Source organism: Mesorhizobium sp. P2_D1, assembly GCF_056404455.1.
Map to the genome: position 1 here is coordinate 1 of NZ_JBFUDZ010000008.1, position 26,792 is coordinate 26,792.

23 protein-coding genes and 1 pseudogene are annotated in these 26,792 nt (G+C 62.4%); 13 read left to right on the forward strand and 11 right to left on the reverse strand.

From position 1 onward, the window contains the following. The 8 genes and pseudogenes from AC1D0I_RS08825 to apnL all read left to right on the forward strand — a co-directional run. A pseudogene (locus AC1D0I_RS08825) lies at nt 1–590 on the forward strand (hypothetical protein); the annotation flags it as partial. A gap of 224 nt (nt 591–814) precedes the next feature. Further along, on the forward strand, nt 815–1,642 hold the full coding sequence (locus tag AC1D0I_RS08830) for a phosphogluconate dehydrogenase C-terminal domain-containing protein (protein ID WP_477394433.1): 828 nt from the start codon (nt 815–817) through the stop codon (nt 1,640–1,642). 275 nt (nt 1,643–1,917) lie between these two features. Then, a complete protein-coding gene (locus AC1D0I_RS08835) occupies nt 1,918–2,859 on the forward strand; it encodes a substrate-binding domain-containing protein (RefSeq protein WP_477394435.1) in 942 nt (313 codons plus the stop codon). A gap of 109 nt (nt 2,860–2,968) precedes the next feature. After that, nucleotides 2,969–3,610 carry a DUF2291 family protein gene (locus AC1D0I_RS08840; RefSeq protein WP_477394436.1) on the forward strand — a complete coding sequence of 214 codons (642 nt, stop codon included), beginning with the start codon at nt 2,969–2,971 and terminating at the stop codon, nt 3,608–3,610. Next, complete coding sequence (locus tag AC1D0I_RS08845) at nt 3,607–5,154, forward strand: sugar ABC transporter ATP-binding protein (protein ID WP_477394438.1); 1,548 nt, start codon at nt 3,607–3,609, stop codon at nt 5,152–5,154. The genes AC1D0I_RS08840 and AC1D0I_RS08845 overlap by 4 nt, the downstream gene beginning before the upstream one ends. Then, the gene (locus tag AC1D0I_RS08850) at nt 5,147–6,211 is read left to right on the forward strand and encodes an ABC transporter permease (protein WP_457153137.1); all 1,065 of its coding nucleotides are present in this window, start codon (nt 5,147–5,149) and stop codon (nt 6,209–6,211) included. Before AC1D0I_RS08845 ends, AC1D0I_RS08850 begins: the two co-directional genes overlap by 8 nt. Nucleotides 6,212–6,213: 2 nt before the next feature. Beyond that, nucleotides 6,214–7,248 carry a Gfo/Idh/MocA family protein gene (locus AC1D0I_RS08855; RefSeq protein ID WP_477394441.1) on the forward strand — a complete coding sequence of 345 codons (1,035 nt, stop codon included), beginning with the start codon at nt 6,214–6,216 and terminating at the stop codon, nt 7,246–7,248. After that, on the forward strand, nt 7,245–9,086 hold the full coding sequence (gene apnL / locus AC1D0I_RS08860; RefSeq protein WP_477394443.1) for a D-apionate lactonase: 1,842 nt from the start codon (nt 7,245–7,247) through the stop codon (nt 9,084–9,086). Before AC1D0I_RS08855 ends, apnL begins: the two co-directional genes overlap by 4 nt. Before the next feature lie 10 nt (nt 9,087–9,096). Here apnL and AC1D0I_RS08865 read toward each other — a convergent pair whose 3' ends face one another. Continuing rightward, nucleotides 9,097–9,810 (reverse strand): transcriptional regulator NanR, encoded by a 714-nt coding sequence (locus AC1D0I_RS08865; RefSeq protein WP_095080521.1) that lies wholly within the window; start codon nt 9,808–9,810, stop codon nt 9,097–9,099. Between the two features lie 184 nt (nt 9,811–9,994). Here AC1D0I_RS08865 and oiaX point away from each other — a divergent pair, with 184 nt between their 5' ends. Both oiaX and AC1D0I_RS08875 read left to right on the forward strand, forming a co-directional pair. Next, nucleotides 9,995–11,245 (forward strand): 3-oxo-isoapionate-4-phosphate decarboxylase OiaX, encoded by a 1,251-nt coding sequence (oiaX, locus tag AC1D0I_RS08870; RefSeq protein ID WP_477225730.1) that lies wholly within the window; start codon nt 9,995–9,997, stop codon nt 11,243–11,245. Between the two features lie 4 nt (nt 11,246–11,249). Then, nucleotides 11,250–12,584, forward strand: coding sequence for a four-carbon acid sugar kinase family protein (locus AC1D0I_RS08875; protein WP_477226406.1), 1,335 nt, complete (start codon nt 11,250–11,252; stop codon nt 12,582–12,584). A 43-nt stretch (nt 12,585–12,627) separates the two neighbouring features. On the opposite strand, the gene AC1D0I_RS08880 is transcribed toward AC1D0I_RS08875, so the two are convergent. The 9 genes from AC1D0I_RS08880 to AC1D0I_RS08920 all read right to left on the reverse strand — a co-directional run bounded on the left by AC1D0I_RS08880 (nt 12,628) and on the right by AC1D0I_RS08920 (nt 22,660). Then, the gene (locus AC1D0I_RS08880; protein ID WP_477394445.1) at nt 12,628–13,713 is read right to left on the reverse strand and encodes a tartrate dehydrogenase; all 1,086 of its coding nucleotides are present in this window, start codon (nt 13,711–13,713) and stop codon (nt 12,628–12,630) included. After that, a complete protein-coding gene (locus AC1D0I_RS08885) occupies nt 13,700–14,791 on the reverse strand; it encodes an isocitrate/isopropylmalate dehydrogenase family protein (protein WP_477225728.1) in 1,092 nt (363 codons plus the stop codon). Before AC1D0I_RS08885 ends, AC1D0I_RS08880 begins: the two co-directional genes overlap by 14 nt. A 49-nt stretch (nt 14,792–14,840) precedes the next feature. Continuing rightward, nucleotides 14,841–16,250 carry an MmgE/PrpD family protein gene (locus tag AC1D0I_RS08890; protein WP_477394447.1) on the reverse strand — a complete coding sequence of 470 codons (1,410 nt, stop codon included), beginning with the start codon at nt 16,248–16,250 and terminating at the stop codon, nt 14,841–14,843. Nucleotides 16,251–16,484: 234 nt separating this feature from the next. Then, nucleotides 16,485–17,192 (reverse strand): FCD domain-containing protein, encoded by a 708-nt coding sequence (locus AC1D0I_RS08895; RefSeq protein WP_477303500.1) that lies wholly within the window; start codon nt 17,190–17,192, stop codon nt 16,485–16,487. 209 nt (nt 17,193–17,401) lie between these two features. Next, nucleotides 17,402–19,132 carry an ABC transporter permease gene (locus AC1D0I_RS08900; RefSeq protein ID WP_245330953.1) on the reverse strand — a complete coding sequence of 577 codons (1,731 nt, stop codon included), beginning with the start codon at nt 19,130–19,132 and terminating at the stop codon, nt 17,402–17,404. A gap of 134 nt (nt 19,133–19,266) precedes the next feature. After that, nucleotides 19,267–20,313: an ABC transporter substrate-binding protein gene (locus AC1D0I_RS08905; RefSeq protein ID WP_477225725.1), complete on the reverse strand. Its 1,047-nt coding sequence runs from the start codon at nt 20,311–20,313 to the stop codon at nt 19,267–19,269. An 11-nt stretch (nt 20,314–20,324) separates the two neighbouring features. Next, nucleotides 20,325–21,392 (reverse strand): ABC transporter ATP-binding protein, encoded by a 1,068-nt coding sequence (locus AC1D0I_RS08910; RefSeq protein ID WP_095080504.1) that lies wholly within the window; start codon nt 21,390–21,392, stop codon nt 20,325–20,327. A 157-nt stretch (nt 21,393–21,549) separates the two neighbouring features. Next, a complete protein-coding gene (locus AC1D0I_RS08915) occupies nt 21,550–22,089 on the reverse strand; it encodes a chromate transporter (protein ID WP_477225723.1) in 540 nt (179 codons plus the stop codon). Beyond that, nucleotides 22,076–22,660: a chromate transporter gene (locus AC1D0I_RS08920; RefSeq protein WP_477225722.1), complete on the reverse strand. Its 585-nt coding sequence runs from the start codon at nt 22,658–22,660 to the stop codon at nt 22,076–22,078. The genes AC1D0I_RS08915 and AC1D0I_RS08920 overlap by 14 nt, the downstream gene beginning before the upstream one ends. A 107-nt stretch (nt 22,661–22,767) precedes the next feature. On the opposite strand from AC1D0I_RS08920, the gene AC1D0I_RS08925 reads away from it, so the two are divergent. The 3 genes from AC1D0I_RS08925 (at nt 22,768) to AC1D0I_RS08935 (ending at nt 25,633) form a co-directional block, all read left to right on the forward strand. Next, a complete protein-coding gene (locus AC1D0I_RS08925) occupies nt 22,768–23,478 on the forward strand; it encodes an FCD domain-containing protein (protein WP_477225721.1) in 711 nt (236 codons plus the stop codon). Continuing rightward, nucleotides 23,475–24,224: a 3-oxoacyl-ACP reductase FabG gene (gene fabG, locus AC1D0I_RS08930; RefSeq protein WP_477225720.1), complete on the forward strand. Its 750-nt coding sequence runs from the start codon at nt 23,475–23,477 to the stop codon at nt 24,222–24,224. Before AC1D0I_RS08925 ends, fabG begins: the two co-directional genes overlap by 4 nt. Before the next feature lie 65 nt (nt 24,225–24,289). Then, a complete protein-coding gene (locus AC1D0I_RS08935) occupies nt 24,290–25,633 on the forward strand; it encodes an MmgE/PrpD family protein (RefSeq protein WP_477394449.1) in 1,344 nt (447 codons plus the stop codon). 85 nt (nt 25,634–25,718) lie between these two features. On the opposite strand, the gene AC1D0I_RS08940 is transcribed toward AC1D0I_RS08935, so the two are convergent. Further along, a complete protein-coding gene (locus AC1D0I_RS08940; RefSeq protein WP_477394451.1) occupies nt 25,719–26,792 on the reverse strand; it encodes a tartrate dehydrogenase in 1,074 nt (357 codons plus the stop codon).

Here is a 26,792-nt window from a genome sequence, read left to right on the forward strand (position 1 = left end):
GCATGGCCTGGATCATCGTCGATATCGGCGAGCGTGACTGGTCGAAGCTCGCCTACCAGTTCGGCCACGAGCTCGGCCATGTACTCTGCAACAGCTGGCAGGCGGACGCCAAGCCGGCGGCGCCCTGCCAGTGGCTCGAGGAAGCAATGGTGGAGGCCCACTCGCTGCGCGGGCTCGGGCGTCTGGCGAAAAGCTGGAAGGAGGCCCCGCCCTTCGCCGGCGACAACGCCTTCGGCGATGCCATTGCCAAGTATCGCGAAAACATCATCCGAAGCTATACCGCGCTTGCCGACAGCCAGGGGCTCACCAGCGACGCCGGGGCGTGGTTCGCCGACCATCGCAGCGAGATCGAAATACCCGGCCTCAATCCATTCGCTCAGGCGATGTCCGTGACCATTCTCGCCGAATACGACCGCGCGCCGGATTGCGTCGAGGCACTGGGTGCACTCAACCGCTGGCCCGGCCGCACCGGTCTACCGATCGCCGAGTATCTCGGGCGTTGGGAGGCAAGCTGTGCCGAATTGGGCGCTTCGTCCAGCTTGCCGATCCGCCTGCGTGATCTGCTGCACGTTCCGCAATGGGCCAAGTAGAGACCCAGGAGGTCTTGTCTCGCCGATTGCGTCATCCAGCTGCGCCGCTGCGACGGCGCACTCCTAGCAAGCCTCGACCAGCGCCAGGCATGCCTGCCAGGGATGGTCCATGAACCATCGGCATCCACGCCGGATGAAGATTGCCAAGCTTTGGTAGAGTGATTATACCAGTTGATAACATGACGATTGGTTGATCCATCGTTGGACATCGGGAGTAGTGATACATGACGACGATTGCACTGTTCGGTGCCGGCGGGAAAATGGGTTACCGCCTGTCGACCAATTTTCGCGGCTCGCCTTTCACGATACGCCATGTCGAGGTCAGCGAGGCCGGCCGCGAGCGGCTGAAGTCGGGGCTGGGTTTCGATGCCGTCAGTGCCGATGACGCGCTCAAAGGCGCCGATGTGGTGATCCTGGCCGTTCCCGATACACATATCGGCAAGGTCGCGGCGAGCATCGAGAGCAAGCTCGTGCCAGGCACGATGGTGGTGGTGCTCGACGCCGCGGCACCTTTCGCCGGCCATCTGCCCAAGCGGCCGGACCTGACCTATTTCGTCACCCATCCCTGTCATCCGCCAATCTTCAACGACGAAACCGACATGGCGGCCAAGAAGGACTATTTCGGCGGCGTCAAAGCCAAGCAGCACATGGTTAGTGCGCTGATGCAGGGCCCGGAAGAGGACTATGCCAAGGGTGAGGCGATCGCCAAGATCATCTGGGCGCCGGTGATGCGCTCGCACCGCGTCACTGTCGATCAGATGGCGCTGCTCGAACCGGGTCTTTCGGAGACCGTCTGCGCCTCGCTGCTCGTCGTCATGAAGGAAGCCGTCGATGAAGTCGTTGCGCGCGGCGTCGACAAACAGGCGGCTCTCGATTTCCTGCTCGGCCATATGAACGTGCTTGGCGCTGTCATCTTCGGCGAAACCAAGGGCGTCTTCTCCGACGCCTGCAACAAGGCAATAGAGTTTGGAAAGCCGGTGCTGATGCGCGACGACTGGAAGCGGGTCTTCGAGCCGGAGGAGATTGCCGCCAGCATTCAGCGCATCACCTGAAGCGAAGTTCAGGCGGAACGGCCGGAAGGGCCGAGACCCTTAGATGAAAACCGCGCTTGCGAGAGTTTGGGCCGTCGACGCCCTCATGAAAACGCGCTCATCAGGTACATATCATCTGAATTTGTGATTGACTCATCATACCAGTTGGCTTAGCTATTTCTTAAGCTCAGGCCAAGGCTTCGCAGGGAATTCGTGGCCTGGACGAGCGGAGGACTGCCGGGGGGCACGACGGCCCGGGTGATGCCGGCAAATTGTTTTTCAAACGGGAGGACTTCATGAAACTGACACGCAGAATGACACTGGCGGCTTTTGCCGRCATGCTGGCGCTTGGCACGGCCGCGCCAGCCTATGCTGCCGATCTGATTGCCATCATCACGCCCTCGCACGACAACCCGTTCTTCAAGGCGGAAGCTGTCGGCGCGGAGGCCAAGGCCAAGGAACTCGGCTATGAAGCGCTGGTGCTCGTCCATGATGACGACGCCAACAAGCAGTCCGAGCTGATCGACACGGCGATCGGCCGCGGTGCCAAGGCGATCATCCTCGACAATGCCGGCGCCGACGCCACCGTTGCCGCCGTGCAGAAGGCCAAGGACGCGGGCGTGCCTTCGTTCCTGATAGATCGCGAGATCAATGCCACCGGCGTTGCCGTCGCGCAGATCGTTTCCAACAATTACCAGGGCGCCCAGCTCGGCGCGCAGGAATTCGTCAAGCTGATGGGAGAGAAGGGCAATTTCGTCGAACTCGTCGGCAAGGAATCCGACACCAATGCCGGCATTCGCTCCAAGGGTTATCACGACGTCATCGACGACTATCCAGATCTGAAGATGGTTGCCCAGCAGTCGGCCAACTGGAGCCAGACCGAAGCCTACGCCAAGATGGAATCGATCCTGCAGGCCAATCCGGACATCAAGGGCGTCATCTCCGGCAACGACACGATGGCGATGGGCGCCTATGCCGCGCTGGTCGCGGCAAACCGCAAGGACGTCATTGTCGTCGGCTTCGACGGGTCGAACGACGTGCGCGATTCGATCACCGCGGGCGGCATCAAGGCCACAGTCCTGCAGCCGGCCTTTGCGCAGGCGCAGATGGCGGTCGAGCAGGCCAACGACTTCATCAAGAACAAGAAGTCGCCGGCCAAGGAAAAGCAGCTGATGGACTGCCTCCTGGTCAATGGCGACAACGCCCCCAAGCTGGAAACCTTCGCGCTGACCAACTGAGCCGGCGTGACATGAATAGCGAGGGGCGAATCTCGGTTCGTCCCTCGCCGCCATTTTCTGCGGATGCCGACCATCATGCCGAGGCCGCCATGCTGAACAACAAACCGCCATGCTGAACAAGCCGACCTGGTCGATCCTTGCCGTGACGCTCGGCATCAGCCTTGCCAGCTGCAAGGTTCTGCCGACCCCCTCGGGTGATAGCGGCGGCGCTGCCGCCTTCAATCCCGACAAGATGGTCGAGGCGTTGTGGGCGGCGAAGGTGGTGCCCTATCTCAAGCAGAAAGCCGGACCGTTTCCCGAGGTTCATGCCCTGGCGAAAGCCGACCCGGCGGCTGCCGGCGCCAAATACGGCAATCCGAACAAGCAGGCGAATTCGCCGTGGACCTTCGCGGTTCGTGTTGACGGCAAGATCGTTGCCGCAAACACGGGCTCGCGCGCGGCGACGATGGACATCGATGTCGACGGCGACGGCAAGGCGGATGCACGCGTGCAGATCGGTCCCGCCATGCGCGGTACGGCGCTGCGCGACAGCCTCGACTTCGTCCAGTTCAACGACTTCACCAACCAGATCGACTTCGCCCAGTTCGGCAAGGCGTTCAACGCGTATGCCGACAAGACCGTGCTTTCGAAGCTGCCGCGTGAAGCGCTGGAAGGCCGCACCGCCAAGGTTCTCGGCGCCTATACGCTCGAAGGCAGCCAAGACCTGCCGCTGGTGACGCCGGCGGAGGCAGAAATCGGGCCGCGGCCATGAGCGATCACGATGTCATTCTGAAGCTGGAAGACGTCTCCAAGGTCTATTCCGGCACGGTTGCGGTCAAGCGAGCGAATTTCGAGGTGCGCAAAGGCGCGGTCAATGTGCTGGTCGGCGAAAACGGCGCAGGCAAATCGACGCTGATGAAGATCATCGCCGGTGTAGAACGACCTACTGCCGGCCGGATCCTCCTGGAAGGGGAAGAAGTTTCCTTCTCGTCGTCCGCCGACGCCGTGAACCGCGGCATCGGCATGGTGTTCCAGGAGTTGAACCTGTTCGGCAATTTGACCGTCGCCGAAAACATTTTCGCCACCCGCGAGATCACCAACCGGTTCCGCAAGATCGACCGCAAGCAACAGGAGCGCCGCGCCGCGCAATTTCTCGAACGCCTGCAGGCCGGGATCCGGCCCGACATGCTGGTCGAGGACCTGCGCATCGGCCAGCAGCAGTTGGTCGAGATCGCCAAGGCGGTTTCGCTCGATGCGCGCATCCTGATCATGGACGAACCGACTTCCGCACTGAGTTCCGCGGAAGTCGAGATCCTGTTCAAGGTGATTGCCGACCTCAAGGCGCGCGGTGTGGCCATCGTCTACATCTCGCACCGGCTCGAGGAGCTGATCCGCATCGGCGACTACATCACCGTGCTGCGCGACGGGCACATCACCGGCCAGGAGGAAATGAGAAACGTCGAGACCCGGTGGATCGTACGGCAGATGATTGGGTCCGACGCCAAGGATTTCGCCAAGGCCGATGGCCATGTTCCAGGCGAAGAAATATTCCGCACCCATGACATCTGCCTGCCGCGTGCGACCGGCGGTCTTGCTGTCGACCACGTCTCGCTGTCGCTGCGCGCCGGCGAGATCCTCGGCATCTACGGCCTGATGGGCGCGGGACGCAGCGAGCTGTTCGACTGCATCATGGGCCGCCATGGCCAGGCCACAGGAACGATCTTCATTTCCGGCAAACAGGTCAAGGAACGCGACACGACGCGGCGCATCCGGCGCGGGCTGGCGCTGATCCCCGAAGACCGCCAGCGCGAAGGGCTGGTGTCGATCCTCTCCGTTGCCAGCAATCTGACGCTGGCCAGCCTGTCGCGGTTTGTCCGCCTGTTTCATATCCGCGGCGGCCCCGAAAGGCAGGCGGTGGTGCAGATGGTGCGGGAACTGGCGATCAAGGTTGCCGATCCGGCACAGGAGGTCTCGTCGCTGTCCGGCGGCAACCAGCAGAAGGTGGTGATCGGCAAGGCACTGCTCACCGGCCCGAAGGTGCTGCTGATGGACGAGCCCAGCCGTGGCATCGATGTCGGCGCCAAGGCCGACGTCTTCCGCACCATGCGCAAACTGTCGCGCGACGGATTGGGCATCCTGTTCGCCACCTCGGACCTCGACGAGGTGATGGCGCTGTCCGACCGGATCGCGGTGATGAGCAATGGAAAACTGACCGGCATGTTCGATCGCGCCGAGGCGACGGAGGCCGCCCTTGTCGCCGCCTCGGCGCTTGGCCACGGCCCGGTCCCGCACACGGAGTACACCGCCCATGACTGACATCCCGGCCAAGGCGGCTATTCCCTCCGCATCGAGCGGCTCGCTGCTGCTGACACTGATGAAGGCGAGGACCTTCATCGCACTGATCGCCGTGCTGGTCTTCTTCTCGATCGCGGCACCGAATTTCCTGTCGACCGCCAACCTGATCCTGATGTCGAAGCACGTGGCGCTGAATGCGTTCCTGGCCATGGGCATGACCTTCGTGATCATCACAGGCGGCATCGACCTGTCGGTTGGCTCGATCGTCGGCCTGTGCGGCATGGTGGCCGGCTATCTCGTGCTCAACGGCATCGACCTGCAGATCGGCTACACCATCTATTTCAACGTCGTCGAGATCGCGCTGATCACGCTGGCGGTCGGCATCCTGATCGGCGCCGTCAACGGATTGCTGATCACGAGACTGAACGTCGCGCCGTTCATCGCCACGCTCGGCGTGCTCTATGTCGCGCGCGGCCTGGCGCTGCTGTCGTCGGACGGCCGCACCTTCCCCAACCTTGTCGGCAAGCCGGAACTGGGCACCACCGGGTTCGGCTTCCTCGGCGCCGGCCGGCTGCTCGGCCTGCCGGTGGCGATCTGGATCCTGATCGTCGTTGCGCTGGCGGCGGCCTATCTCGCCAAATACACGCCGCTCGGCCGCCATATCTTCGCGGTTGGCGGCAACGAACGGGCGTCGCGAATTTCGGGCGTCCGTGTCAACACGGTGAAGATGTTCGTCTATATGTTCTCCGGTTTCTGCGCGGCAATCGTCGGCCTGATCATCTCGTCCGAGCTGATGGCCTCGCATCCGGCGACGGGCGAAAGTTTCGAGCTCAATGCCATCGCGGCGGCGGTGCTCGGCGGCACCTCGATGTCTGGCGGTCGCGGCACGATCGGCGGCACCATAGTCGGTGCCTTCGTCATCGGCATTCTTTCGGACGGGTTGGTGATGATGGGGGTGAGTTCTTTCTGGCAAATGGTGATCAAGGGCCTGGTCATCATCGTCGCCGTCGTCGTCGACCAGGCGCAGCGCCGGCTGCAGAGTCGCGTGACATTGATGCAGATGGCAAAGGCAGGCTGAGCATGGTGGAATTGCGCGGAGCGCTGATCGGCTGCGGTTTCTTCGCCGTCAACCAGATGCATGCCTGGCGCGACATCGCTGGCGCCACGATCGTCGCCGTTTGCGACCGCGATCCCGACCGGCTGCGGATCGTCGGCGACCAGTTCGGCATTACCAGGCGCTACATCGACGCGATGGCCCTGTTTGACGGCGAGAACCTGGATTTCGTCGATATCGCCACCACGGCGCCAAGCCATCGTGCGCTGGTCGAGATGGCGGCGCAACACCGCGTGCCGGCGATCTGTCAAAAACCGTTCGCGCCAACGCTTGCCGATGCCAAGGCGATGGTGAAGGCATGCACCGATGCCGGCCTGCCGCTGATGGTGCATGAGAATTTTCGCTGGCAGTCACCAATCCAGGCGGTGCGCGCCGTACTCGACAGCAACGAGATCGGCACGCCGTTCTTCGGGCGGATCTCGTTCCGCTCCGCCTATGACGTGTTTTCCGGCCAGCCCTATCTGGCAACGGGAAAGCGCTTCATCATCGAGGATCTCGGCATCCACATCCTCGACATAGCCCGCTTCCTACTGGGCGACGTCTCGACGATCACGACGCGAACGGCGCGCATCAACCCTGCTATCGCCGGCGAGGACGTGGCGACCATGCTGATGGACCATGCCAATGGCGCCACTTCGGTGGTCGACTGCAGCTACGCGACTAAGCTTGCCGTAGAACCGTTTCCCGAAACGCTGATCGAGATCGACGGAAGCGACGGCACGATCCGACTGGCACAGGGGTATCGGCTCACCGTCACCGGCAAAAGCGGCACGGCGGTCAGCGACGTCTCGCCGCCGCTGCTGCCCTGGGCATCGCGTCCCTGGCACAACATCCAGGAAAGCGTCGTTGCCATCCAGCAGCACTGGGTCGACTGCCTGGCGAAGGGAACGGAGCCCGCGACCTCGGGCGCCGACAACCTTAAGACCTTCGCACTGGTCGAGGCCGCCTACGCCGGTGCTGCAAGCCGCGAGCCGGTGCAACTCGACACTTTGCTCAGATGACCGCCGACACCTTTCACCTCTACGGCACGGATGCGACCGAGGTCGAGCCGGTCAGGCTGAGCGCCGGTGCGCTCAGCGCCGACTTCGTCAACGGCAATCTGCGCACCGTCCGCCATGGCGGTACCGAAGTGCTGCGGGCCATCGCCTACATCGTCAGGGATCGCGACTGGGGCACTTACGAGCCCGAACTGACCGACCTTGTCATTGACCAGGGCAATGACACTTTCTCGATCCGCTATTCGGCAAGCTGCACCGGGCCGGACGCAAGCCGGCTCGGCTTCCGCGCCACCATCAAGGGCTCCTCCGATGGCCAACTGGTCTTCGACGTCAGCGCCCTTCCCGAAAGCGATTTCGAAACCAATCGCTGCGGCTTCTGCGTCCTGCATCCGATCGCCGGCCTCGCCGGCAGCCCGGTGACGGTCAAGCACACCGACGGCAGCACGGTCGCGACCAAGCTTCCGCTGCTGATCGACCCGTGGCAGCCCTTCAGGGATTTGCGTGCGATCACGCATGACGTGCGGCCAGGCCTCAGTGCCGAATGCCGGATGGAAGGCGACGTGTTCGAAATGGAGGACCAGCGCAACTGGTCGGATGCCTCCTACAAGACCTATGTGCGGCCACTCGCTTTGCCGTGGCCCTATGTGCTGCCGGCCGGCCAGCCCCTGCGCCAGACAATCAGCCTGCTGATCACTGGTGAGGGCAGAGCACCGGCTGCCTCCGTGGCCAACGAACCGGTCCGCGTTAAGCTCGGCGAGGCCGGACCGAGGAAGCTGCCCGATGTCGGCGTGATTATCTATCCCGAGGATGTCGAGACGGCACCGGCGACCCTCTTGACGCTGTCGACACTCGGCCCGCAACAGCTGCTGTTTCACTACGATCCAACGCGCGGCCATGGGCTCGACGCCTTGCGATCCTTTGCCCGGGTCGCGGCAGCCTACCCGGCCCGGACGACGCTCGAATGCGTTGTTGCCGGCGTGGGCGATCTCGAGGCTGAATTTTCAGCTGTCGCCAGCTTGGTGCACGAGGCAGGGCTAGAACTTTCGGCCATCGCCGTCTCGCCTTCGGTCGACCGGCAGTCGACGCCGCCGGGGAGCGCATGGCCGGAGTGTCCGCCGCTGGAAACCGTCTATGCCGCCGCCCGCCGCGCCTTCCCCGACATCCGTCTCGGCGGCGGCATGTTCAGCTATTTCACCGAACTCAACCGCAAACGCGTGCCGGCGGACCTGCTCGACTTCATCACTCATTGCACCTGCCCGATCGTGCATGCGGCCGACGATCTCAGCGTCATGCAATCGCTGGAGGCGCTGCCCTTCATCACCCAATCGGTTCGGGCGATCTTCGGAGAAACACCCTACCGGATCGGCCCGTCGACGATTGCCATGCGCCAGAACCCCTATGGCGGCGCGACCAAGTCCAATCCCCGGGGACAGCGCATTGCCATGGCCGACCGCGATCCGCGCCATGCCGGCCTGTTCGGGGCCGCATGGACGATCGGCTATGCGGCACGCGTCGCACCGGCGGGGCTGGAGATGCTGACGCTCTCCGGCTTGACAGGGCCGTTCGGCGTGCTGGCGGGACCGGGCGAGCCAGCCGCGGAAGGATCACCCCGGCCGATCTTCAGGGCCATCAAGGGGCTTTGCGAACTGGCCGGCCTCGCACATGTTGCGGCAACGACGAGCGATGAGACCAAGGTGCTGGCGCTGGCCGGGCGCTCCGCTTCCGGTCAGACCATCGTGTGGCTGGCGAACCTGACAGCGAACGACGTGCCGGTCGACATTTCAGCGCTGGGCAGAGGCCACCCGGTCATGACGCCCTACGCGATCACCCGGTTCGGCTGAACCTGCGGATTCACTTTTCGGAGTTCATCACATAGAGCGCACGCGAGCGCTCGAGGTGCTTGATCATCGCCTTCTCGGCGCCGTCGGCATCCTTCTTCTCGATGCGGCCGATGATCTCTTCATGCTCGGTCAGCGTGAACTTTTCCTTGCCGGTCCAGATCAGCATTTCGGTGTGATATTCCTTCAGCCAGCCCAGCATCGCCTCGCTGACGGCGACGTAGATCGGGTTGCCCGAAATCGCCGCGATCTGGGTATGAAACTTCATGTCGGCGGATATGAAGGCTTCGGAATCACCGCGAAAGCTGCGCTGCTCGGCGACGGTTGCGCGCAACCGCTGCACATCCTCGGCGGTGGCTTTCTCGGCTGCTTCCCTGACCATGCCTCGCTCGAAGAAGATGCGGGCGTTCTTGAGGTGCTCCAACGTGTCTTTCGACGACGACAGGATGATCTTGGCTGCGCCGTCGACCTGCCTGATGATCGACTTGGCGGTCAGCTGCAGCACCTTGGCGCGCTCACCATGCGAGATCGCCACCAACCCCATATTGCTCAGCGCCTGCATCGCCTCGCGGATCGCCGGACGGCCAACCTCGAAGCGTTCCATCAGTTCGCGCTCCGAAGGCATGTCATCGCCCGGCATCAGTTCGCCGCTGGTGATCAGGCGCTTCAGCCGCAAGAAGACCTCGTCGGAAAGCTTGCGCCGGACAATCGGTTCGGAACGGTTCATCGTCACGAATCACTCCCTTGATCCGGCCTATCTAACACTGCCGCCACAATTCCCGGAAATTGCGGTCGGGTCGACCAGACCAAACTTCCACTCGGATATCTCTTGCAATACTTATGTACTCATTATACCAGATTTCGAGCATCGGTGAACCTTTTTCGAACGCCCGGGCTTGAGACGGCGGACCATGATCACCCTCACCTATCGCATCGAAACATCAGACAGCATCGAGGTGCTGGCGGCCAAGATCGCCAGCGACCAATCGACCGGCACCTTCGTTGCGCTGCCCGGCGAGACCGAGGAGCTGAAGGCCAGGGTGGCTGCGCGCGTCCTGGCGATCCGGCATCTGCCCGACGCCATGCAGCCCTCCATTCCGGAAGCCGGCGATGGGCCGTTCAAGCGCGCCGATGTCGACATCGCATTTCCGCTCGACGCGATCGGCACAGACCTTGCGGCGCTGATGACCATCGCCATCGGCGGTACCTATTCGATCAAAGGGCTGTCCGGCATTCGCATCGTCGACATGAAGCTGCCGGAGCAATTCCGCGGCGCGCACCCAGGCCCGCAGTTCGGCGTCGCCGGCAGCCGCCGGTTGACTGGTGTCGAGGAGCGCCCGATCATCGGCACCATCGTCAAGCCGGCGCTGGGGCTGCGGCCGCACGAGACGGCGGCGATGGTGGGCGAGCTGATCGAAGCTGACGTCGATTTCATCAAGGACGACGAGAAGCTGATGAGCCCGGCCTATTCGCCACTGGCCGAGCGGGTGAAGGCGATCATGCCGCTGATCCTCGACCACGAGCAGAAGTCCGGCAAGAAGGTGATGTATGCCTTCGGCATTTCGCATGCCGACCCGGACGAGATGATGCGCAACCACGATCTGGTGGCGATGGCCGGCGGCAATTGCGCGGTGGTCAACATCAATTCGATCGGCTTCGGCGGCATGGCGTTCCTGAGAAAACGCTCCAGCCTGGTGCTGCACGCCCACCGCAATGGCTGGGACATCCTCACCCGCCAYCCCGGCCTCGGGATGGACTTCAAGGTCTGGCAGCAATTCTGGCGGCTGCTCGGCGTCGACCAGTTCCAGATCAACGGCATCGCCTCGAAATACTGGGAGCCGGATGCATCCTTCGTCGAATCCTTCAAGGCGGTGACCACGCCGATCTTCTCGCCCGATGATTGCGCTCTGCCCGTGGCGGGCTCGGGCCAATGGGGTGGGCAGGCGCCGGAGACCTACCAGCGAACCGGCCGCACGGTCGATCTGCTCTATCTCTGCGGCGGCGGCATCGTCAGCCATCCGGACGGGCCGGGCGCCGGCGTCCGCGCAGTGCAGCAAGCCTGGCAAGCGGCGGTAGACGGCATTCCGCTGGCAGACTTCGCCCTGACTCATCCCGAATTGGCACGGTCGATCGAAAAATTCGGCGATGGCAGGGCGGCCTGACGCCATGCAGAACCTGCTGCTCAGCTACTATGGCGACGATCTCACCGGCTCGACCGACGTCATGGAAGCGCTCGAGCTCGGCGGCGTGCAGACGGTGCTGTTCATGCGCCAGCCCGACAAGGCCCAACTTTCGCGTTTCTCACATTGCCAGGCCATCGGATTGGCCGGCACCAGCCGCAGCGAGACGCCGCACTGGATGGACACGCATCTCAAGGACGCTTTCACCTGGCTGAAGACGCTGAACGCCGCGATCTGTCACTACAAGGTCTGCTCGACCTTCGATTCCAGCCCGACGACCGGCAGCATCGGCCGGGCGATCGAGATCGGCCGCTCGGTGTTCAGTCAGGACAGCGTGCCGCTGCTGGTCGGCGCGCCGCAGCTCAAGCGCTACACCGCCTTTGGACATCTGTTCGCCGCCTATCGAGACCAATATTTCCGCGTCGACCGCCATCCGGTGATGAGCCGCCACCCAACGACGCCAATGGATGAATCCGACCTGCTGATCCACCTGTCGCGGCAGACCGGGCTTGCCTCGGGATTACTGGATCTGGCGACCCTGCAATCTGCGTCACGGTCGCAGGCATTCGATCGCCTCGTGGCGAATGGCGCGGCTATCGTGCTTGTCGACGTCGATAGCCACGGGACCCAGGCACTGGCCGGCAAAGAGATCTGGCGCATCCGCAAGCCAGGCGGCTCCTTTGTCGTTGGCTCGTCCGGCATCGAATACGCGTTGCTGGCCGAATGGGCTTCGAATGACATCGTCAGCACTGGACCAGGCTTCACACCGCCGGGTGCTGCCGACCGGATCGCCGTCGTATCGGGCAGTTGCTCGCCGACCACCGAACGACAGATCCGGTATGCCCTGAGCGACGGTTTCGACGGCATCGAGGTCGATCCTGTCGAACTGGTTTCGGAGGCTTCCGAGCAGGTGATCGCGCGTGCGGCGGCAAGCGGCCGCGCCAGCTTGCAAGCCGGGCGCAGCGTCATCCTCTACACCGCGCTTGGCCCCGCCGCCGACAGGGGCGGCGAAATCGACCGGCAGGAAGGCGCCCGCCACAAGCTCGGCCGCGGTCTGGGCGAACTGCTTCGCGCGCTGACGATCGAACAGAAACTGCGGCGCGTGGTCATCGCCGGCGGCGATACCTCGAGCCATGCGCTCGGCCAGATGGGCATCGACGCGCTGACGGTGCGGATGCCGCTGCCTGCCTCGCCAGGCTCCCCGCTATGCGTCGCCCATTCGCGCTTTGCGGTGATCGACGGACTGGAGGTTGCGCTTAAGGGCGGACAGGTCGGAACCGACCGCTATTTCAGCGCGATCCGCGACGGCCTCGGTGGTTGACGGGACAGTCGCCGCGCCCACAACACATCTGTGCGGGTAAGCCTCAGGATCCTGGACTGTTCACGCCCGAAAGCGCGGCAATCACAGCGGCCGTTACTTCGGCGGTGTTGGCTGCGCCACCAAGATCCGGGCTAAGATATTCTCCTCTACCGGTAACGGTTTCGATCGCAACCATGAGACGTCGCGATGCAGCCTGCTCACCCAGATGGTCCAGCATCAAGCTCGCCGTCCAGAACGATCCAAGCGGATTGGCAACACCCTTCCCGGTAATGTCGAAGGCCGAACCATGGATGGGTTCGAACATGGACGGACGATTGCGCGCCGGATCGATGTTCGATGTCGAGCCGATGCCGAGCGACCCGCCAAGTGCCGCAGCCAGGTCGGAAAGGATGTCCGCGTGGAGGTTGGTCGCCAGAACCGTGTCGATGCTGCCAGGCTTGTTGACCATGCGCTGCGTCATCGCGTCGACCAGCATCCAGTCGACAGTCAGACCAGGGTGGTCGCGAACCACTTCGCGCACGACTTCGTCCCAGAGCACCATGCCATGGCGCTGTGCATTCGACTTTGTCACCACTGTCAGCAGCTTGCGGGGGCGCGACATGGCAAGGTCGCAGGCAAAGCGGGCGATCCGTTCGATGCCGGTGCGGGTAAAGACGGCGACATCCATGCCGACCTCGATCGGCAGGCCGCGATGTGCGCGACCGCCGACGCCGGCATATTCGCCCTCGCTGTTTTCGCGGACGATAACCCAGTCTATCTGCTTGCCGAGTTCGGGGCGCAGCGGACCGGTCAGACCGGGCAGCAGACGCGTCGGCCGCACATTGGCGTATTGGTCGAACCCCTGGCAGATCGCCAGGCGCAGACCCCAGAGCGTGATGTCGTCGGGAAGGTTCGGATCGCCGACCGAACCGAAATAGATGGCATCGAAGCCCTCGATCTGAGCCAGACCATCTTGCGGCAYCATGCGGCCGTTGCGGCGATAATAGTCCGAGCCCCAGTCAAAGCGCTTGAAATCGAAGGCAAGGCCTGGCTCGACGTCGGCTAGCGTTTCCAGCACCTTGACGCCGGCCTCAACCACCTCCGGGCCGATACCATCGCCGCCGATGACAGCGATCTTATGCAAGGACATTTTCAGATTCCTTCTCGATGGCAGCGACGATGGCGCTGGTCATTCCTTCGGTGTTGGTGGTTCCGCGTATGTCGCCCGTGCGCGTTTCGGGCCGCGAGAGCGCGGCAATGGTGGCTTGCGCGATGATCGACGCCGCGGCGAGCGCCTCTGCAATCTCGCGGTTGTGGCCAAGCCACTCCAGCAGCATGCGGGTGGATTCGACCATCGCATAGGGATTGACGATGCCCTTTCCGGCAATATCGGGAGCAGACCCGTGCGCCGCCTGCGCCATGGCTATGTTGCCTTCGCCGATACACAGGCCGGGCGCCATGCCGAGCCCGCCGACGAGGCCTGCTGCCTCGTCGCTCAGTATGTCGCCGAACATGTTTGTGGTGACGACGACATCGAATGTCTGGGGATCGCGAAGCAACCGCATGGCAAAGGTGTCGACGATCACCTCGTCGACAGCGACGTCAGGGAACTGCTCGGCGGCCCGGTAGCACTCCTCCACGAACATACCGCAGCCGAGCTTGAACACGGTGTCCTTGTGAACGATCGTCAGCTTCCTGCGCCGGGTTCTGGCAAGTTCGAGTGCGGCCTTGGCCACGCGATAGCTGCCAGCACGGGTGATGACGCGGACCGAAATGGTCGTATCGTGCGTTGGACGAAATTCTCCCGAACCGGCAACCACATTGCGATCCGGCTGGAAGCCCTCATTGTTTTCCCGAACGATGACGAGATCGACATCGTCGAACAGCGCGCCAAGTCCGGGAAACGAGCGCGTCGGACGGACGTTGGCGAAAAGGCCGAAGTGCTTGCGCAAGATGGGATGCGGGTTGATCGCGCCAATCACCTTTGGATAGGCGCGATGTCCGATCGGACCGAGTATGAAGCCATCGAGTGTCGAAAGCGTCTCGAGCGTGCCTTCGGGCATCGTCGAGCCGTGTGTGTCGAGCGCCGAGCGGCCAATCGGCATCGGTCGCCAGTCGATGTCGAGACCCGTTCGCGCCGCGGCGGCCCGGGCGATGCGCACGGCAGCAGGCACGATTTCGTGTCCGATATCATCGCCATTGAGGATGCCGATCGTGAGATGGGCCATCGAACCAACCTTTCTGAATGCCGGCTGCGGCGTAACGCCACGAAGACCGTCAGCCGGCCTTGGCGACCAGGGCCATCAAGCGTTCGAGCGAGGGCTGTTCGTCGAGGTCACGTACCAGCGCGACGACCTCGTCGGCCGCCGAACGGGCAAGGCGGGCATGAGCCGCGTTGTCCCGGAACTTGTCGGCAACCTCTTCATAACTCATCGGATTGGCGGGGCTGCCTTTGCCGAAATCGGCTTCGCCATGGATGACGCGGCCATCATTGAGCGTGACGTCGATGATCGTCGTCATCTTGTGATAGCCTGCCTTCTCGGCCTTTTCGTCGATGACGAAATCCACCTTGTCGATCATGGCCTTGACGTCGTCGCGTTGCGTTGCCGCGTCCGTAAACTCGCCAAGCCCGGCCTTGCCGTCGAGCAGCAGGATGGCCATGCAGAATTCCATGGAGAACTTGGCCTGCAACTCATCATGCGGATGGTGATGGATCAGGGCGTTCGGCATGTTGGAATTGGTGCCGATGCGCACGTGCTTCACATCCCCGGCCTTGATGTCATTCTCACGGATGAGGCGCGCCATCTCAGTCATGCCGGGATGGGTCAACGACCCCGAGGGATGCGGCTTGATCGAGATGCCTGGGTTGGCGAACGTCCAGGGAGCGCCAAGGCGTCCGCGAATTGCGTTCTCATCGTAACCGCCGCCGGCCGCCTGGAAGAACCCGCGCGGGGCCTCCAGTATCTTGTCGGTGGCAGTCCATCCATGGGCGGCGAACTGTGCGGCGGCGACACCGCTTTCCGATGCACGCCCGGCATGGAACGGCTTGGTCATCGTGCCGAAATTCTCACGCAAACCAGCCGACTGGCTGCCTGCGATCGAAAGCGCACGAGCCGTGGTTTTGGCGTCGAAACGCAAAAGCCACGCCGCAGCCGCGGCCGCGGCAAACGTTCCGCAAGTGGCCGTGGCGTGAAATCCCGTCTGATAGTGGCGGGGCGCGATGGCTTCGGCGATCTTGCACTCGACCTCGACGCCGAGATGATACGCCAGCATCACCTGCTTGCCCGAGGCGCCCACCTGTTCGCCAATAGCCAGAGCCGCGGGCAATGCAGGCGCCGTGGGATGTGTCAGCAAGCCGTAGACGCGATCCGTGGCGACGGCCAATTGGGTGTCGTCATAATCATCTGCATGGATGCCGACACCATTCGCGAATGCCGCAAAGCGCGGTGCAACCTTGCGGCCCGCTCCGATTACGGTCGCGGCGCCCGGCATCAGTCCAAGCTCATCGAGATGGCGGCGGACGAGGTCGCCGCTTTGCGCGACCGAGCCTGAAAGAGCCAGCCCAATGCCGTCCAGTATCGACTTCTTGCCAAGGGCCGCGACGTCGTCCGGCAGATCTTCCGGAGCGGCCGACGCGACGAATTCCGCCACATAATTCGTGAGACCTGCAGGTGCGGTGTCGTGCATTGATAGTCCTCTCCATCGAAATTGTAGCGGGCCAACCAGGCATCGAGTTCAAGCTCGACTCCATGTCATGGCCGCCTGATGCAGAAGAGTAGGAAGGCAGTTTTGGTAAACTGTCAACAATTTTTTGTCGACAGAGCAACCAAGTTTTCAGTTCGTCGGACAGCTGCTACCGCAGGCATGCAAATGCTGCCGCGGTATCTGTCCTCGGACCTCGACTACGGGAATGGGTGAGCGTCAGTCGGAGCCGTGGCGCAAAGCGACGTTGGCCCTGCGCGTTCGCGAGGTGCCATTGACGATATGCTCCCGCCCGGCCGTGAAAGCCCGTTGCGGGTCGCGGGCGGCAACAGCCTCAACTATTGCCCTGTGCTCGCGGTTGGATATGTCGAGCACGTCGCCACTCGCCAATGCTCGATAGCGCTGGATATGAAGCTCGCGAGCGAGGCCGAGATAGATCTGCGCCAGGCGTGCGTTGCCACACATCCTGGCCAGTTCGGAATGGAATTCCAGATTGACCGGGTAGTACTGGCTCACCTCACCGGTCTTGGCCAGCGCGTCCATGCGGTCGACGAGCGCGCGCAGCCTGGCGACCTCGGGGTCGGTGATCCTCTCGGCAACGCTCATGGTCATGCAGGCGAAGATGTAGGCACGGGCCTCCGAGACATCACGGGCTTCGTCTTCGCTGAGTTCGCGCACGAAAAACCCGCGATTGGGAATCACCTGGATCAGCCCAAGAGCGGCCAGCGCGCTGCACGCCTCGCGGATCGGTCCCCGGCTGACCTTGAGTTGCTGGGCCAGGGCGTTTTCGTTGATCCTCTCGTTGGGTGTGAATTCCCCCTCGACAATCATTCGCTCGATTTCGTGCTGCACGACATTGGCAAGCGAGCGCGTGCGCAAAAAGTCGATTGGCGAAAATCCCTGCATGTTCTCGGTTTCGTTAGCCATGGGCCTGAATTCCATTCAATGCGTCACGGAAGATACCGCCTGCGTGGTCAGGCCCCGATGGGCGCCAACGCGTAGCCTGCGCATCATCCATGGTTTGGTCTCCCTCATCGAATTGATGCCGACGCGTCCAATCGGGCCCATGACTGAGACGATACTTCCTCTTGTCAAGCGAAACGCCGATAATTGCTGTGGAACCAAGCTGTATCCTATCAACTGCCACTCCTTGGCGCCGCGCCGCCGAGAACCGGAACCTTGTTGGCTATGAAGACGACGGTGAACGAGACCACCAGCAGCAGAATACCAAGCACCGAAATCGCGCCGTAGTCGCCGCTTTCGTTGAGGTCGTAGATGATGACCGAGACCAGCTTGGTCTGCGCCGTCGTCAGCAGGACCGTCGCCGACAGTTCCCGGATGGTGCCGATGAAGACGAAACACCACGCCGCAATCAGGCTGGTACGCAACAATGGCGCGGTGATCTGCCAAAGGGTCTTCAGGCGGGTGGCGCCGAGAATCCGACTGGCTTCCTCTAGTTCCGGATGCACGCCATGGAAGGCCGATGACAGTTGCTGGTAACCAGCCGGAAGCTCAATCGTCAGGAATGCGATCAGCAGGATCCACAGCGTGCCGTAGAGGCCGAAAGTCGGATTGGCGTAGGCCAGGAAAAGACCAACGCCCAGCACAATGCCCGGAATCGCAATCGGCGCGGTCGCCAGCATGCCGAGCAGCGAGGCGCCCGGCACCGCGCGGCGCGCAACCAGATAGGACACGACAAGGGCTATGCCGGTCGCGATCGTTGCAGTAGCCAGACCGAGGATCAGGGTGTTCCAGATGGCGAGCCGCGTGCTGGAGAATTCGAACAGCACGAAATTGAAGTTATGGAGCGTCAAGGAACTCCAGCTGAGCGGTTCGGAAATGTTGTGGGTCAGCGCCACCTTGAGCAAGGCCAGGTAGGGGAACAGGATCGTCACGCACAGGATGAACAGCACGTATGCGCCCGCCAGCCATTTCCAGTTGCCCAGCTTCACACGCCGGGGGGTGCCGCTCTTGCCGCCGAGCACGGTGTAGCCACGGCGCCCAAGCAGCCATCTCTGCCCCCACAGCAAGAGCATTGTGACCACAAGCAAAGGCACCGCGCTTGCTGCCGCGAGATCAAGCCGTGGAGGAAACTGGAAGAAGCTCCAGATCTTGGTGGTGAGAACGTGGAACCCGGCAGGCAGCGCCAGGATAGCCGGCGAACCGAACATGGTGAAGGCCTGGACGATGGCGACCAGAGACCCGGCGAGCATCGCCGGCAGCACCATCGGCAGGGTCACCCGCCGCAATGTGGTGCCTGGCTTGCCGCCGAGGATCGCCGACGCTTCCTCGAGATCCGATGGCACCTTGTCGAAGGCGTTGGCAACGAGCGTGAAGACGAAGGGGAACGAGTAGCAGGTGACCGCGAACACCAGTCCCGTGAAGGTGTAGATGTTGAACAGCGCCTGCGATTGATCGAGGCCAAATGCCCAGCGGTAGATGTTGTTGAGGATGCCGCTGTTGGGCGCGGCCAGCATCGCCCAGGCAATGGCACCCAGGAATGGCGGCGTCACGAAGGATGCAGTCACCAGGCTGCGGACCAGGCGCTGCCCCGGCATGTCGGTGCGCGCGACGAGCCAGGCGAGTGGTGTGGCCACAAGGCAAGAGAACACGCCCACGCAACCAGCCATGCCCAGCGAAATAAGGAAGGCCCGGCGAATTGTGGCATCGGTAAAGAGACGGGCCAGGTTCGCCAGGGTCGGTGAACCGGCCTTGTTGGTGAGGGCGTAGTATCCCAGCCAGAACAAAGGCAGCAGGACCAGCACACACAGAACCACTGCAAGCAGCACGAAGAGCGGCGTCGACAAATCGAACCTGCCGAGGTGTCGCCTGTTGGCGGTATCGGGGGACAATGCAGCGATGGTCACCTAGTCACCTCTGAGTTTGATCCGACGTCGGCGGGTCAACCGCCGATCTGCCCAGGGACGTGGCGATGTCGCCGGTGACGACATCGCAAGATCCTCATTCTGGCACCGATCCGTGGCCGGTGCCGAGCCATTGCTTACGTGCCGAAATACTCTTCGTACTTCTGCTTGATCTCTTCGACGGCATCCCGAACGTTCGACGGATCGGAGTCGAGAAGCTTGATCTGGGAGAGCGGCGTGCGGTTGGATTTCTCCTTCACGTCCGGGCGAACCGAGCGCAAACCGCCGAAATCGTCATTCAACTGCTGCGCTTCCTGCGAGAACATGAAGGAATAGAACAGCTTGGCCGCGTTCGGATGGGGAGCATAAGCCAGGATTGCGGCGTTGCCGTAGGCGATCGAGGTTCCCTCCGCCGGATAGACCGCCTTGATCGGCACGCCTTTGTCCTGGAGGATGAAGACGTTGTATTCATTACCGTCCGCCTGGATCGGGCGTTCGCCCTGGGCGAGGACCTTCGGCGGCTCCGTCGAGGACTGAACCTGCATCACACCCTGCTTGCCCAATTTCTCGAAATAGTCCCATCCGAGAAGCTGGCTGAGTGCGTAGGTGGCGGTCATCACGTTGCCACTGTAGCCGGGATGCGACTTCACCAGCTTGCCTTTGTATTTGGGATCGAGCAGGTCGGTCCAGGTTTTCGGCGCGTCGCCTTCCTTGACCAGGTCTGTTCTGTAGGCAATCACCGTCAGCGTGGCGCGGAAAGCCGCGTAGAAGCCATCGGGATCACGATCCTTTTCCGGCCACATCTTGGCGACATCCTCCGGAACGGCCGGCGTCAGCCAGTTCTGCTCCTTGAACGTCAGGAAATGGGATGCGTCGGAGGTTTCGATGATGTCGGCGTTGTGGATGCCGCTCGAATATTCCTGACCTATGCGCTGAAAGACGCGCTCCGAACCGGCCCTTTCCACCTGGACCTTGATGCCTGGATAGTGCGCCTCGAATGCGGCGCCCAGTTTCTCGGCGACCTGGACATCGGTTGAGGTGTAGTAGACGACCGATGCTTCCTTGGTTGCCGCGGCAACCAGGTCGTCCGTAACTTTGTAGGGTTCGGGCGGACCGGCCCAGGCCAATTGACCCCATGCCAAGGCTGCTAAAAGCGCGCCTGCTGCGACTTTCTTATTGGACATTCTCTCTCTCCCTAGTGTGCGAGCGCCCGGCAACGATCAGGTGGGCAATGAAGCCAAATTTGCTGGTTTTCCGGGACCGCGACATCGACAGGCGCGATCGCCCGCACGGTTTCGCCACCTGATAGATTGACAAGATAATCGCGATGCGACCCGAGATAGACTTGGCGCACGACCTTTCCGGTGGCCCAGTTGCTCGGATCGCCCTTCGGTTTCTCGTTGGTGAGATGCAGATCGTGATGCCGCACGGATACGGCGGTCTGGCCGTTGGCGGCATAGTCGCCGCTGCCACAGCGCAGCAGCAGACCGTTGCCGCAATCGACGGTGTCCGTTCCGACCCGCTTGCCCTTGAAGATGTTGGTGCCGCCGATGAACTGTGCAACGAACTCCGAACGCGGCCGCTCGTAAATGTCTTCGGGCGAGCCGGCCTGCTCGACATTGCCCTGGTTCATCACCACGATGACATCGGCAGCGGTCATGGCCTCCGTCTGATCGTGCGTGACATAGACGGTCGTGTAGCGGAACTCGTCGTGGAGGCGGCGGATCTCAAACCGCATCTCCTCGCGAAGATTGGCATCGAGATTGGAAAGCGGCTCGTCGAGCAGCAACGTCTCCGGCTCGATGACAAGGGCTCTCGCCAGGGAAACACGCTGCTGCTGACCGCCTGACAACTCGCCCGGATAGCGCTCGGCCAGACTTTCGAGCTTGGTGGCCTGGAGGATGCGGCCTGTCTTTGCCTGAATATCGGCCTTGCCCATGCGACGAAGCCGCAAGCCGTAAGCGATGTTCTCGAACACCGTCATATGCGGCCAGAGCGCATAACTCTGGAAGATCATCGACATGTTGCGCGCTTCCGGCGGTTCGCTGGCGTGGGGCGACGACACAACACGGCCGCCGACGCGGATCTGACCGTCCGACGGTTGAACGAAGCCGGCAACCAGGCGCAGGGTCGTGGTCTTGCCGCAGCCCGAAGGTCCGAGCAGGCACACCAGTTTTCCCTTCTCGATAGCGAGATCGACCGCGTTGACCACCGTCAGCTTGCCGTAGCGCTTGGTCAGCTTATCGAGTTCCACAAAGGCCATCGGTCCTCCCGAAACATTTCCTCACAAACGCGATGCGCTTGTGCCTGCTACTAAAGGTCGGTCTAATTTTGTCAATTGTCAACAATTAACTGACGACTATCTGCACGAATTGCGAAGCGCTGCCATCTGCGTTGAATCGAAATGGCTTTGCGGCGCGCTATCCGGCGGCCCACAACAGCCCGCAAAAGACCAACGATCCTGCGGCCATCAGCGTCAGTGGACCCAAACGAATTGTTCGCGCGGCAACGGCGACCACGATTGCCACGCACCAGGCAATCCATCCCCCTTTCGCGTTGCTCAAGAGAGTGAACACGCTTGACAGCACCAGCCCGGCGGCGAGCGGGGCCAGGCCATAAACCAAAGCCCCTTGCCATGCCGCATTGGGGCGGCTGTGCCAGAAATGCGCGATCACGATCACCAGCAACGACGACGGCGCAAAAATCGCAATCGTCGCAACGATCGCGCCCGCCCATCCGGCAAGATGCCAACCCATCAGCGTGACGATCAGGGTTCCCGGTCCGGGCGCAACGCGGGAGATGGCAAACATGTCGAGGAAGGTCTTGTTGGTCAACCAATGCTGGTTGTCGACAACGCTGTGCTGCAGTTCGCCCAGAATGGAGGCCCCCCCGCCGATGGCCATCAAGGACAGAGGCGCGAACACCAGAAACAGGCTGACAAGCAGATTATCGTCTTTCATGGCGGCTTCTTGCAAAGCCGACGCCGATGCCGATGGGTGCAAGCACCGCCACAACGACGAGAGCCGAGAAATGAAAGACAGTCGCGCCGATCAGCGTGCACGTGAAGAGGGCAATTGAAACCGCGTCGACACAGGCATAGCGCATGGCAAGGTAGCCGACTGACAGTGACAAGCCGGCTGCCGCAACCGCGAGACCCACGAGCATAGCGCCGATCACGGGATCGGCGCTCAGCTTCAGCACGATATTTCCTATCAGAACTATTGCGACCGCGGGGGGCAGCACCACCGCCGCCAGTGCCACCACGGCTCCGACGACACCGCGACATTGAAACCCGAGCCAGAGCGCCAGGTTTGCAACATTGACACCAGGAAGGGACTGGCTAAGCGCCAGCCCTGACAGAAACTGCTTGTCGCTGAACCAACGCCGATTCACTACGAATTCCGTGTGCATCATGCCGTTCACACCACCGCCAATGCTGGTAATGCCGAGCTTGGTGAACGCCAGGAAGAGATCAAGGAGGCTCGGTGGGGGCGACGTGTCAGGCGCCAGCGGGACATCCATTTGATCCATGAAACCTCCGATTTCTTCCTGCTTTCAAACCAGGGATGCGCTCGATCGCTGCGTCGGTGGCACTGTATTCTGTTGACAGTTTGCAGTAAATAGTCGATCACTACCCCATGAGGGCCGAGCTTGAATTTCTCCAGAACCACTCCCTGACGAGCGTCCTTCGACGTGAGTTGGAAACCCTCATCCTGTCGGGAGAATTTGCCCCTGGTGAGCGATTGAACGAGAATTCGCTGGCAATCCGCTTCTCGGTGAGCCGGGGTCCGATCCGCGAAGTCTGCCGCGCGCTCGCCGAAAAAGGCTTGCTCGAGCTCGTGCCCAATCGAGGCGTGTTCATGCGCAGGATTGGCGAGGAACAGGCGGCCGAACTCTACGACGTGCGAGCAGGCCTGTTTGCATCGGCGGCGCGGCTGCTGGCGACCAAGGTCACGCCGGAGCAGATTTCGGAACTCCAGAGTTTACTCGATCGCATGGAAGAAGCGGTTCTCGCGAATTCGCTCGACAACTACTATCCGCTCAATCTGGAATTCCACGATTCCATCCTGCGCTTTGCCGGGAACAGCCGGCTGCACAAAGCCTATTCCGAGCTCGTCAAGGAACTGCACCTGTTTCGCGAGCGCGCGCTGCTGCAAGGCGGCGGCCTGACCGTATCCAATATCGAGCATCGCCGCATCGTGGCAGCGCTGGGAGCGGGCGACGCCACAGCAGCCATGGATGCAGCGTTTGCGCATGTGCTGAGCGGCAAGAGCCGCATGACCCTGCCGGCTGCAGCCGACACGGAGCATTCGACCGGCGGTGCCGCCAAAACCACGGACATCGCATGAACGGCGCGCGGGAACTTGAGGGGCGCGTCGCCATCGTGACCGGTGCAGGACGCAACATCGGGCGCGTGATGGCGCTGGAACTGGCTCGAGCCGGAGCCGCGGTGGTCGTGAACGCACGCACATCTCGTGCCGAAGCCGAAGCTGTCGTCAACGAGATCACCGCCGCCGGAGGCAGGGCTACGGCCGTCCTGGCCGACGTCGTCGACCCGAATGCCGTCGACGCGCTGGTCGGCGCGGCTGTCCGGCAGTTCGGCGGCATAGACATTCTCGTCAACAGCGCCGCCGTGCGACGCGAAACCGCGTTCGAGGATCTGAGTTTCACCGAATGGCGCGAAGTGCTTTCGATCATCCTCGATGGTGCGTTCCTCACCGCCCATGCGGCGCTCCCGCATCTCAAGAAATCAGGACAAGGTGTGGTAATCAACATTGGCGGTCTGTCGGCTCATACCGGCGCCAGCGGTCGCGCCCATGTCATCGCGGCCAAGGCGGGCCTGGCCGGATTCACCCGGGCGCTCGCCCATGACCTTGCCGGTGAAGGCATCACGGTCAATTGCGTTTCACCCGGCATGATCGACACTCAACGTGCCGGCGGAGAACCCTCTCATCATGCCGGGAAACTGCCGCCTGTCGGGCGGCGTGGAACACCCGAGGAAGTTGCACTGCTCGTGCGCTATCTCTGCGGACCGGCGGCTCGCTACATCACCGGCCAGACCGTCCACGTCAATGGCGGTGCCTTCATGGCGTGATGCACGCCAATCAGCAAGCACGCCGATGCACCGGGCGGTGCCCGACGGCGATCCAGGGAGATCAAATGATGGACGTTACAGCCATTCTGGCGCGCTATGTCGTGTCGGCATCCGCGGACAGCGTCCCGGCAAACGTCCGGCGCGAAGCGGTGCGCTCCTTCCTCAACTGGACCGGCTGCGCGGTGGGCGGCTCGCAACATCCAAGCGTCGACATTGCCTTGTCGGCGGTGTCACCGTTCGCCGGCAACGATCAGGCTGCGATCCTCGGCCGCAGCGAACGGCTGGACGCCCTGAACGCCGCGCTCATCAACGGCATCGCCAGCCATGTCTTCGATTTCGACGACACACATCTGAGGACCATCATCCATCCGGCCGGACCGGTCGCCTCCGCGATCCTCAGCCTGGCTCAGATGCAGACGGTGAGCGGGCGTGATCTCCTGCACGCCTTCATCCTCGGCGTCGAGGTCGAATGCCGCATCGGCAACGCCGTCTATCCCGCGCACTACGACATCGGCTGGCACATCACCGGAACCGCCGGCGTTTTCGGAGCCGCCGCCGCGGCAGGCCGCCTGCTCGGTCTCAACGAACAGCAGATGATCTGGGCGCTCGGCATCGCCGGCACACAGTCTTCGGGTTTTCGTGAGATGTTCGGAACCATGTGCAAAAGCTTCCATCCCGGCCGCGCCGCGCAAAATGGACTGCTCTCCGCCGTGCTGGCGCAACGCGATTTCACCTCGTCAAACCGCGTGCTTGAGGCGCCGCGCGGTTTTGCCCATGTCATGTCCACCGAGCGGAATTTCGATGAGATCACAAAAGGCCTGGGCGAGAGTTTCGAGATCGCTCTCAACACCTACAAGCCGTTCGCTTGCGGCATCGTCATCCACCCGATCATCGACGGCTGTGTGCAATTGCGCAATGAATTCGGGCTGAAGCCCGATGAGATCGAAAGCATTGCGCTGGAAGTCGACCCGTTGGTGTTGGAATTGACCGGCAAGAAGACCCCGCAGGTCGGCCTCGAAGGCAAATTCAGCGTCTACCATTCGGCAGCGGTCGCCATTATCGAAGGCCGCGCCGGCGAGGCAGAATACAGCGATGCAAACGTGCGCGATAAGCAGGTCATTGCGCTGCGCGATCGCGTCAGCGCGGTGGCGTCGCAAAGCGTCGCTGAAGACGAATGTCACGTCACGATCAAGCTCAGGGACGGTCGCGTGCTCAAGAGGCATGTCGAGCATGCGATCGGCAGCCTGGCGAGGCCGATGACCGACGACGACCTCAACGCAAAGTTCGGCGGACTGGCCGAACCGGTTCTGGGTGCAAAGGCAACGGCGCGTCTGCGCGGCCTGTGCTGGGATATCGAGAGCCTCGAAGACACCGCTGCGATCGCCCACGCCGCAACCCCGGTTACCTAGAAGGCGGGTTTCGCCGACGTCAGCGGCCAGCCTGGCCAATGCAGGCGACCTGTCGTCCTCGGCCTTGAGAGAATTGATCTGGAAGTCAGAGCGCGGCGACGATCGCCTTGCCGCACTCGACGGTGTTTGCAGCGCCGCCGAGATCGCGCGTGCGCAGCGAAGGCTCGGCCAAAACGGTCTCGATGGCCGATACGATCCCGGCAGCCGCTTCAGCATGTCCGAGGTGGTCAAGCATCATCGCCGCCGACCAGATCTGCCCCACCGGATTTGCGATCCCCTGCCCGGCAATATCCGGTGCCGAGCCATGGACCGGTTCGAACAGAGATGGAAAATTGCGGTCCGGATTGATGTTGGCGCTCGGCGCGATGCCGATCGTTCCCGTGCAGGCCGGACCGAGATCGGAAAGAATGTCGCCGAAAAGGTTCGATGCGACGACCACATCGAACCAATCGGGGTGAAGCACGAACTGAGCCGTCAGGATGTCGATGTGATATTTGTCCCAGCGCACGTCGGGGAAGGCCTTCGCCATTTCCTCAACGCGCTCGTCCCAATAGGGCATGCTGATCGAAATGCCGTTCGACTTGGTCGCCGAGGTGAGGTGTTTGCGCTTGCCCTTGGCGGCAAGCTCGAATGCGAATTTCAGCACGCGATCGACGCCGATGCGCGTCATGACCGTTTCCTGCATAACCACTTCGCGCTCGGTGCCCGGGAAGATACGGCCGCCGATCGATGAATACTCGCCTTCGGTGTTCTCGCGCACGACCCAGAAGTCGATATCGCCGGGACCACGGCCGACGAGCGGGCTCGGCACACCAGGCATCAGGCGCACCGGCCGCAGATTGACGTACTGATCGAACTCGCGCCTGAACTGGAGAAGCGACCCCCACAGCGACACGTGATCGGGCACGCCGGCCGGCCAACCAACGGCGCCAAAGAAGATCGCGTCATGCGATCCGATCTTGTCCTTCCAGTCTTCCGGCAGCATCCGGCCGTGACGGGCATAGTAGTCGTAAGAGGCGAAATCGAACCAGTCGAACGACAGCCCGATGCCGAAGCGCGACGCGACTTTTTCCAGAACGCGCACACCTTCGGGTACGACCTCCTTGCCGATCCCGTCGCCTGGGATGACCGCAATGCGGAAACTGTTGGATTGTGTCAT

Coding starts and splice junctions, on each gene's coding strand:
- AC1D0I_RS08910 (WP_095080504.1), bottom strand. CDS start 21,392: ATGGCCTTTGTGGAACTCGATAAGCTGACCAAGCGCTACGGCAAGCTG.
- AC1D0I_RS08940 (WP_477394451.1), bottom strand. CDS start 26,792: ATGACACAATCCAACAGTTTCCGCATTGCGGTCATCCCAGGCGACGGG.
- AC1D0I_RS08915 (WP_477225723.1), bottom strand. CDS start 22,089: ATGAAAGACGATAATCTGCTTGTCAGCCTGTTTCTGGTGTTCGCGCCT.
- AC1D0I_RS08890 (WP_477394447.1), bottom strand. CDS start 16,250: ATGCACGACACCGCACCTGCAGGTCTCACGAATTATGTGGCGGAATTC.
- AC1D0I_RS08840 (WP_477394436.1), top strand. CDS start 2,969: ATGCTGAACAAGCCGACCTGGTCGATCCTTGCCGTGACGCTCGGCATC.
- AC1D0I_RS08925 (WP_477225721.1), top strand. CDS start 22,768: ATGAGGGCCGAGCTTGAATTTCTCCAGAACCACTCCCTGACGAGCGTC.
- AC1D0I_RS08845 (WP_477394438.1), top strand. CDS start 3,607: ATGAGCGATCACGATGTCATTCTGAAGCTGGAAGACGTCTCCAAGGTC.
- AC1D0I_RS08875 (WP_477226406.1), top strand. CDS start 11,250: ATGCAGAACCTGCTGCTCAGCTACTATGGCGACGATCTCACCGGCTCG.
- AC1D0I_RS08865 (WP_095080521.1), bottom strand. CDS start 9,810: ATGAACCGTTCCGAACCGATTGTCCGGCGCAAGCTTTCCGACGAGGTC.
- fabG (WP_477225720.1), top strand. CDS start 23,475: ATGAACGGCGCGCGGGAACTTGAGGGGCGCGTCGCCATCGTGACCGGT.
- AC1D0I_RS08850 (WP_457153137.1), top strand. CDS start 5,147: ATGACTGACATCCCGGCCAAGGCGGCTATTCCCTCCGCATCGAGCGGC.
- AC1D0I_RS08830 (WP_477394433.1), top strand. CDS start 815: ATGACGACGATTGCACTGTTCGGTGCCGGCGGGAAAATGGGTTACCGC.
- AC1D0I_RS08920 (WP_477225722.1), bottom strand. CDS start 22,660: ATGGATCAAATGGATGTCCCGCTGGCGCCTGACACGTCGCCCCCACCG.
- AC1D0I_RS08905 (WP_477225725.1), bottom strand. CDS start 20,313: ATGTCCAATAAGAAAGTCGCAGCAGGCGCGCTTTTAGCAGCCTTGGCA.
- AC1D0I_RS08885 (WP_477225728.1), bottom strand. CDS start 14,791: ATGGCCCATCTCACGATCGGCATCCTCAATGGCGATGATATCGGACAC.
- AC1D0I_RS08895 (WP_477303500.1), bottom strand. CDS start 17,192: ATGGCTAACGAAACCGAGAACATGCAGGGATTTTCGCCAATCGACTTT.
- apnL (WP_477394443.1), top strand. CDS start 7,245: ATGACCGCCGACACCTTTCACCTCTACGGCACGGATGCGACCGAGGTC.
- AC1D0I_RS08935 (WP_477394449.1), top strand. CDS start 24,290: ATGATGGACGTTACAGCCATTCTGGCGCGCTATGTCGTGTCGGCATCC.
- AC1D0I_RS08855 (WP_477394441.1), top strand. CDS start 6,214: ATGGTGGAATTGCGCGGAGCGCTGATCGGCTGCGGTTTCTTCGCCGTC.